This window comes from Variovorax sp. Soil_C_26 (assembly GCF_057657075.1).
In genome coordinates this window covers 1-6,663 of sequence record NZ_JBDGJC010000024.1, presented here as the reverse complement: position 1 = coordinate 6,663, position 6,663 = coordinate 1, and the positions used below count along the sequence as shown (strand labels likewise).

Sequence of the window (6,663 nt, the reverse complement as noted above, 5' to 3'; positions counted from 1 at the left end):
ACTCGTCGAGCCGTAGACCTCTGCGCGCGCATCGATTCCGGCGCCGCGGGCAAGGGCGTGGTTTATTGACCGCTTACCACGAACTCGAAGGGCATGGAGAGAAGATCGTTGAGCAAACCGGGGCACGTCACCGCCGGCCACTCTTGGATCGTCAAGATAGAGCCGTACTGAGTTCGCGATGGCCCCTTGAACGACATGAGCCCGCCCTTGCCGAACATCGGCCGCGTCGTGCATAGCACGTCGCGGATCTCGGCTCGAGGCACCGCGAAGCGGCGCCACTCGCCGTCGACCAGGAACGACAGGAATTCAAGTGTTTCGGAGAACAGGGCGCCGCGGTGCTCATACGTCCCGAGCAGCTCGGGCTCGTAGCGATCGAGCGCGGCCAGCGCGCCCAGCGCCAGCTCGCGACACGCTTCCAAGTCATCGTGCAGTTCATCAGCCCGTTGCTTCGGGTCTTTCGAGCCGAACGCACCCAGTACGGACTCGAACAGCTTGACGCCCTTGTTCGCCTGCGGTTGATAGACGATCGAAACGTAAAGCTCGTTGACCAGCATCCGCGTGCTCGCCATGCGCGCCTTGTACTTCTCATTGAAATCGTGCGCAAAGCCTGGGTCGTACTCTCCTGCCGGGTACTCGCCAAACTCACGGCGCACGATGTGCGACCACAGTGCGACGTTCGGTGATGCGATGTTGCGCATCCAGCCGTTGAGTTGGTCGTGCCAGCTATTGAGGTCTTCAATGTCGGCACTCTCGTGCGCGGCGCCCTGCAGGTGCAAGGTCTGCATGTACGCGCCACTCGCCAGCTTCACCACATTCGGGGTAAGCAGCGAGGTGTAAGGAACGAATGCCGCGGTGCCGACTTCTCGGGTCAGCTGCGAGGCAAATTTGAATCTATCGCCCATGGGCGCCCCCTTCCGATTTCGCGGGCGCGAAATCAGTTCTTGTATTTCGTCGTCTTGAGGGGCGAGAACGTCACCGCACCCCAAAACCCTTTGTTGACACAGCGCGAACTGGTTTTGGCCGACATGGCGATTCCCGCGAAGATGCCGGGATCGTGGGCGCTGATCGCGTACAGCACCGCATGCACGGGCACTGTCAGCAGCAGGTACAGCGGATTGCCGACGCCCAGGAACACGATGACGACCGCCATGAATTCGATGACGAACGCAAAGTACGGGATGCCGAACATCGTGGCCGGGCGCGTCAGGCCCACGAAAAGTGGGTCTGTGTAAACGTCTTCGATGTCCCTGGCCATGGCTTAGGCCGTGGCGGCAATCATGTAGTCGACGATCGCAGTCGCGCCGAAGATCAGCACGATGCCGATGATGATCTTGATCGCCCAGTCCCAGGACAGCTTCCCTGCAACTGCCGCGATGCCGCACGCGATCACCGCAATGATCGCCAGCGTCCGCGCCATACCACCGGTAAAGATCTCCAGCACTTTCTCCGCAGTGCTGTCCCATGGTGCTGCTGAGGCCAGTTCCGGGCTCATCGCAAGGAGGGCCAGGGCCACGATCGCGAAGACCTGGAGGGTCTTTCGGCTCCTAGCGGCTGTCGCCGCCGAATTGGCCGCGAACGCCGACTTGATGCCGGTAAACGAATTGATCGAACTCATATTTTTCCACTCCCTTAACTATCAAGAAAAAGGCCTTCAGCCCTCCGGCTGTGCCTTAGTAGGTTCCAACTTGATTGACAGACTGAACGCGTTGATGTCCTCGTAATTGGTGGCGATGTGCTTCAGCAGTCTGTCAAGGCTGACCCATTCGCGGGGGGTTTTACGAACTGTGATTAGTAAGTGATCTCCTGGAGTCCAATTTAATGAAACGACGACGCGAAAAAGACCCGAAGGCATCCGAAAAGCACGAATGTTTCGAATTCCGTTCTTCTGGGTGTATTTCTTAATTTCTTCGTCCGTGATGCGCTCAAGAGCGTCCGAGTTGGGCATGGAGTCGATCTCAGGGATGTCCTCGGCCCGACCCGACAGCGGGGTCAACAAACGAACCATGGATTGGTCTGGTCAGACAGGATTTTTAGACTCTGCGGGTGTTTTCATTTCGGTGCGTAGCCTGGTGCGCCATCCTTGTTCTCATACGACTGCTTGCAGCCTTCCGAGTAACCGGAGCAGCTGAAAAAGTCGTACCCGCCAGCGCCCTTTTGTTGGCGATGGATCAGAGGCTTGCCGCATTTCTCGCACGCGAAATCGGTCGCTGAGGAGCCCTTCTTGATGCCCGGTTTGCCGCCCTCGTCCGGCAACGTCACAGTGCATGTGGGGTGCCCAGTGCACCCCCAAAAAGTCTTGCCTGGCATAACGATGCGTCGCAGCGACTTACCGCACGATGCGCAGGCAAACTTCGGCATGGCGTCCTGCACACGAGTTAATTCCGCGTGCAGAGCGCCATACATCCGTTCCACGACGGGTTTGTAGCCCTCGCGGCCCTGAGCGATCGCATCCAGCTGCTGTTCCGTGTCGCGCGTGTAGCCTGGAAGGACAAATTCGGATTTGTCCCCAAGCGCATCGATCAGCGCGATTCCCTTCAGCGTAGGCCGTAGGAACTTCTCGACCACTTCGAGGTATTGGCGCTTCGCCACGATCGTTTCCATGATCGACGCGTAGGTGCTCGGACGCCCTACACCTTCGGACTCCAGTTTCTTCACCAGCGACGCTTCCGTGTAGCGCTTTGGCCTCTTCGTGGTCTTCGCGAGGATCTCCCCGGCCTTCGCATCCAATCGGTCACCGATAGCCAGCGGCGGCACAGGATTCATGGCTTCCGGCTCGGCGTCCTCGTCCGTGTCATCCTTTGCGAGCAGTTTCATCCAGCCGCTATAGACCAGCGTGCGGCCGCTGGCGCTGAACTTCAGATCCGGGCGGCCATCAAGGCCTTGTGCTGTCAGCGTCGCGTTGTGTACGGCGTAGCGCGCATCCGCCAGCTGGCACGCTATCGAGCGCAACCGAATGAGCTTGTAGAGCGCAACGTCCTCCGGCGTTTCGCCGGCCTCCTCTACCTCCCAATGGCTGGGCGTACACGCTGGATGTCCGGCCTGGGCGGCATCGTTCGCCTTGAACTTGCGCGGCTCATCTGCCATGTCCAGGCCGAGCTTCGTGGCAACCGCAAAAATGTCCGGGAGCGCTTCATCCGAGACGTTCGGGTTGTCCGTGCGGTGATACGTGATGTGGCCTTGATCGAACAGCCGCTGCGCCGCTTCCATGGTCTGCGCGGGACTCATGCCGAGCTTCACGCTCGCTGCCTGCTGCAGCGTCGATGTCGTGAAGGGCGCTGGCGGAGCGCGCCTGCTTTCGCCGGCATAGAACGATTCGACCATCACGAATCGCACCGCGGCCACTCGCTCGGCGAACCCCCTGTCCATGAAGTACGGCTCATCGTCACTCGCGAAATCCGGCTTCGTGAGCCATTCGGCGGTCCAGTCCAATTTCGCGCCCGCGAAACGCAGCACTGCGCCGAAATGGCTGGTTGGCTTAAAGCCTGCGATCTCCCGCTCTCGCGCCACCGCGAGCCAGACGGCTGGCGTCTGCACGCGCCCGGCCGACAGCTTTTGCGAAGCCAAGTCGGTGAGCACCGGACTGACCATGTAGCCCACCATGCGGTCGACGGCCCGCCGCGCTTCCTGTGCGGCCCCCAGCTTGACGTCGATCGTGCGCGGCGTGGCCACCGCTGCCTTGACCGCTGTAGCCGTAACTTCGTTGAAGGTGACCCGGTGTGGGTTTTTCAGCTTCATCGCTTGCTGCAGGTGCCAACTGATGCTTTCGCCCTCACGATCCGGGTCTGTCGCCAGGTACACGGCGTCGGCGCGCTGCGCCATGGCAATCAGGCGATCCACTCGATCCTTGGAAGACGGGTAGCGCTTGCCTTTCTGTCCGGGAATTGGGGCGCCTGGGATGAATACGTACTTCGGCCGAAACTCGGGTGCCTCAACACCGATTTCGTCCTCTGGAAGGTCGCGGATATGGCCCTTGCTGGCAGCGACTTGCCAACCATCCCCGAGGATGGCTTGCAGCTTCTCGACCTTGCCGGGGGATTCAACAATGAGGAGCTTCGTCATGCGGGCCTCATTGAAAAACCATGACACTCGCGCCGGCCTTTTCGTCTTCGCCAACGCTGAAGACAACCGTGCGATCGGCGCTCGTGGTGCCCCTCGTTTCAGCAGGGGCCGCGGGCTTCGGGCCCGCTTTCGCCGAGCCAGTGCGGATTACCGGAATCGCCTGCACCTTGGGCACTTCGCCGGTCGGAACGGCCGCGCTGTTCAGAACCTTTTGCACATAGCTAGGCTGCCCTGCGAAATCCTGCTTGAACCCGGTCGAGAAGTTGCCGCTGTAGTAGCAGCTGAACGCTGCCTGCAGAGCTCGCTGTTCCTCTTGGAAGGTCGGCTTCGCGCGGTCGTAGCACTCTTTCAGGATGCTTCCGCCTGCCCGCACGCTCTCGCACGGGTCGAAGGCGGTTTCGTAGGTGAGGTTGTATCGAGCCAGGTTGTGGCGGTTCACCTGAGCGACGCCGAGCGAAAAGTTGTAGCCGGCCTTTGCCAACGCTTCAGCCGTCGCGACGGCTTCCGCCTTGTTCGTTGGCTGGCGCTCGAGCCTGCCGCCCGCTACACCGATGGCGTACGGATTGAAGCTCGACTCGACACGCATCATTGCCGCCATCGTCGTTGGATGAACGGCTGGGGCGCAGGTTTGCGCCAGGGCCAGGAAATCCAACACTTAGAACCTCACGCGGCGGTAGGGCTTGTTGTCGATGTTCACGTCGAAGTAGCGTGCGCTGCCCTTCGCGGGGTCCATCGTCACGATGCGGTCGTAGGCTGCATACGAGACGATGCTGACCTCTTGGTTGTCACCCGTGCCGTCGATGAACCGCACCATCAGCGTGCCGATCTTGTTGCCAGCGCAAACCAGCTTGCCTTGGCCGACCCTCATCCTGTTGCCGTCGCCGATCCCTCTATAGGCCACCAGCGCGGGCACTTGACTTGCATCCACCACGACTGTGCCGGGTGCGACGAAGCCGTAAGACCTGTGAGGCTGAGAGCGCGGGCGCTGCGCGATCTCCGGCATGCCCTGGATCGCTGAAACTCCCGCATCAAGCGCGGTTGTTCCTTCCGGGCAGCTGTCGTAGGGGTTGATGCCTTGCGTGACGCCAGCCTGCCCTTTCGCCTCAGGGCATTGAGGGAAAGTTTTTGGCGGCTTCTCGGCCTGTTCGCGCAAGAATCGCTGGATGGGGGGTTCGCACTGTTGCTCCGCCATCGGCCCGTTGGGGTTTGACAAACACAGCAGCACCTTGCAGCCGTAGTCGTCTGCGTGGGCTGCAAGGCTCGATCCCGCGACCGCGGCTGCTACAAGCATCTCTTTTAATTTCATGGCCACTCCTGTGACGGCAAAAAATTTACTTATCGAGGTGCAATGTATATCTTTTTGCGATATCAATAAATAGGCTGATGTGCTTGAATTGTCTCTAGAGAGTGAATCAATAGAGATAATTAAAACAAGTATTAATTATTCGGGTTCGAGTGAATTGTGATCTGTAAGTGTCTTCATGAGCGCGGCCCACGCGTTGAGGCTGTAGTTCAACGCCTTGGCCGTCGCGCGGCCGTCCGGCACCCGGGAGTTCTCCAGCTTTAGCCAGGTATGCAACTGCTCCCACATCGGCTATGTGATGGCCTGCCGGCTGTCCTGCCGTGCCCGGGCGGGAAGTGCAGCGAGTTCGCGTTCGACCCGTTAAATCTGCGCTATGCGCTGCAACGCCTCGATGGCCACGGCACTGCGGCCGCCCTCGCGCAGCAGCTTGTCGAACTTGCGCTTGGCGTGTGCGCAAGGCAGCCCGCGGCGATGCGCTCGGGCTCGGCCCCGATCACGCTGTCGTAGGCCTTGTATTCGTCGCGCACCAAGGTGCCGCGCCAGCGGCTGCGTTCGTCCCCATCGCCGCCGAGGAACGCAACCGGGTACTGCGCACCTCTCCCGACACAGAAGTCATAGACCCGTGCCTGGGCTCGTGGTGTTGCACGGGCAGGTATCGGACAACCCTTAACCGAAGCGGTCGCAATGCGACCATTGCGCTATGAGTACCGCAACAATGCGCCGCCATGAATCACGAACGGTTCTTAGTGATGGAGCCTAGTAGGCTGAACTATCTGACTGAATCGCCTACATGGTCCGCCCGAGAGGAGCAACTGAATCGCCCCGGATTTTGTGGAGGCTCAACACTCTGAGAGGATTGAGCCATGAAGAAGTCGAACAAGTTTTCACCCGAGGTGCGTGAGCGCGCGGTGAGGATGGTGCAGGAGCACCGTGGGGAGTACCCATCGTTGTGGGCTGCGATCGAATCGATTGCACCGAAGATCGGCTGCGTGCCGCAGACGCTGAACGAATGGGTCAAGCGCGACGAGATCGACAACGGCGTTCGAGAAGGCGTCACGACCAGCGAGGCCCAGCGGATGAAGGAGCTCGAACACGAGGTCAAGGAGCTGCGCCGAGCCAACGAGATCCTGAAGCTGGCGAGCGCGTTTTTCGCCCAGGCGGAGCTCGACCGCCGGCTGAAGTCCTGAGGGATTTCATCGACAAGCATCGCGGCACCTTCGGGGTCGAGCCGATCTGCAAGGTCTTGCAGATCGCCCCGTCGGGCTACCGGCGGCACGCGGCGCTGCTGCGTGAGCCGCACA

Annotated in this window: 9 protein-coding genes, 1 pseudogene and 1 other annotated feature; of the genes and pseudogenes, 1 reads left to right on the top strand and 9 read right to left on the bottom strand. The window is 60.5% G+C overall.

Annotated elements, in window-relative coordinates; translation table 11 throughout:
- Nucleotides 1-62: 62 nt before the first annotated feature.
- From AC3A6G_RS27190 to AC3A6G_RS27150, 9 genes are all read right to left on the bottom strand, one after another.
- Nucleotides 63-902 (bottom strand): VirB4 family type IV secretion/conjugal transfer ATPase, encoded by an 840-nt coding sequence (locus AC3A6G_RS27190; RefSeq protein ID WP_487875072.1) that lies wholly within the window; start codon nucleotides 900-902, stop codon nucleotides 63-65.
- Nucleotides 903-934: 32 nt separating this feature from the next.
- Entirely contained in the window at nucleotides 935-1,255 is a 321-nt protein-coding gene (locus AC3A6G_RS27185) for a VirB3 family type IV secretion system protein (RefSeq protein WP_487875071.1), read from the bottom strand.
- Between the two features lie 3 nt (nucleotides 1,256-1,258).
- Nucleotides 1,259-1,615: a TrbC/VirB2 family protein gene (locus AC3A6G_RS27180; protein WP_487875070.1), complete on the bottom strand. Its 357-nt coding sequence runs from the start codon at nucleotides 1,613-1,615 to the stop codon at nucleotides 1,259-1,261.
- A gap of 36 nt (nucleotides 1,616-1,651) precedes the next feature.
- Entirely contained in the window at nucleotides 1,652-2,005 is a 354-nt protein-coding gene (locus AC3A6G_RS27175; protein ID WP_487875069.1) for a hypothetical protein, read from the bottom strand.
- A gap of 44 nt (nucleotides 2,006-2,049) precedes the next feature.
- Nucleotides 2,050-4,059, bottom strand: a complete 2,010-nt coding sequence (locus AC3A6G_RS27170; RefSeq protein WP_487875068.1) for a type IA DNA topoisomerase — start codon at nucleotides 4,057-4,059, stop codon at nucleotides 2,050-2,052.
- A gap of 7 nt (nucleotides 4,060-4,066) precedes the next feature.
- Nucleotides 4,067-4,714, bottom strand: coding sequence for a lytic transglycosylase domain-containing protein (locus AC3A6G_RS27165; RefSeq protein WP_487875067.1), 648 nt, complete (start codon nucleotides 4,712-4,714; stop codon nucleotides 4,067-4,069).
- Nucleotides 4,715-5,365 (bottom strand): hypothetical protein, encoded by a 651-nt coding sequence (locus tag AC3A6G_RS27160; protein WP_487875066.1) that lies wholly within the window; start codon nucleotides 5,363-5,365, stop codon nucleotides 4,715-4,717.
- 135 nt (nucleotides 5,366-5,500) lie between these two features.
- Nucleotides 5,501-5,650, bottom strand: coding sequence for an IS66 family transposase (locus tag AC3A6G_RS27155; RefSeq protein ID WP_487875065.1), 150 nt, complete (start codon nucleotides 5,648-5,650; stop codon nucleotides 5,501-5,503).
- 83 nt (nucleotides 5,651-5,733) lie between these two features.
- A complete protein-coding gene (locus AC3A6G_RS27150) occupies nucleotides 5,734-6,018 on the bottom strand; it encodes an IS66 family transposase (protein WP_487875073.1) in 285 nt (94 codons plus the stop codon).
- 207 nt (nucleotides 6,019-6,225) lie between these two features.
- Here AC3A6G_RS27150 and AC3A6G_RS27145 point away from each other — a divergent pair.
- Nucleotides 6,226-6,663 (top strand): annotated as a pseudogene (locus tag AC3A6G_RS27145) (transposase); the annotation flags it as partial.
- Nucleotides 6,504-6,620, top strand: a sequence feature (AL1L pseudoknot). (Overlaps the previous pseudogene by 117 nt.)

Bases quoted from the DNA above. Each gene is read 5' to 3' on its own strand.
- AC3A6G_RS27190 (WP_487875072.1), bottom strand. From the start codon at position 902: ATGGGCGATAGATTCAAATTTGCCTCGCAGCTGACCCGAGAAGTCGGC.
- AC3A6G_RS27185 (WP_487875071.1), bottom strand. From the start codon at position 1,255: ATGGCCAGGGACATCGAAGACGTTTACACAGACCCACTTTTCGTGGGC.
- AC3A6G_RS27180 (WP_487875070.1), bottom strand. From the start codon at position 1,615: ATGAGTTCGATCAATTCGTTTACCGGCATCAAGTCGGCGTTCGCGGCC.
- AC3A6G_RS27175 (WP_487875069.1), bottom strand. From the start codon at position 2,005: ATGGTTCGTTTGTTGACCCCGCTGTCGGGTCGGGCCGAGGACATCCCT.
- AC3A6G_RS27170 (WP_487875068.1), bottom strand. From the start codon at position 4,059: ATGACGAAGCTCCTCATTGTTGAATCCCCCGGCAAGGTCGAGAAGCTG.
- AC3A6G_RS27160 (WP_487875066.1), bottom strand. From the start codon at position 5,365: ATGAAATTAAAAGAGATGCTTGTAGCAGCCGCGGTCGCGGGATCGAGC.
- AC3A6G_RS27155 (WP_487875065.1), bottom strand. From the start codon at position 5,650: ATGTGGGAGCAGTTGCATACCTGGCTAAAGCTGGAGAACTCCCGGGTG.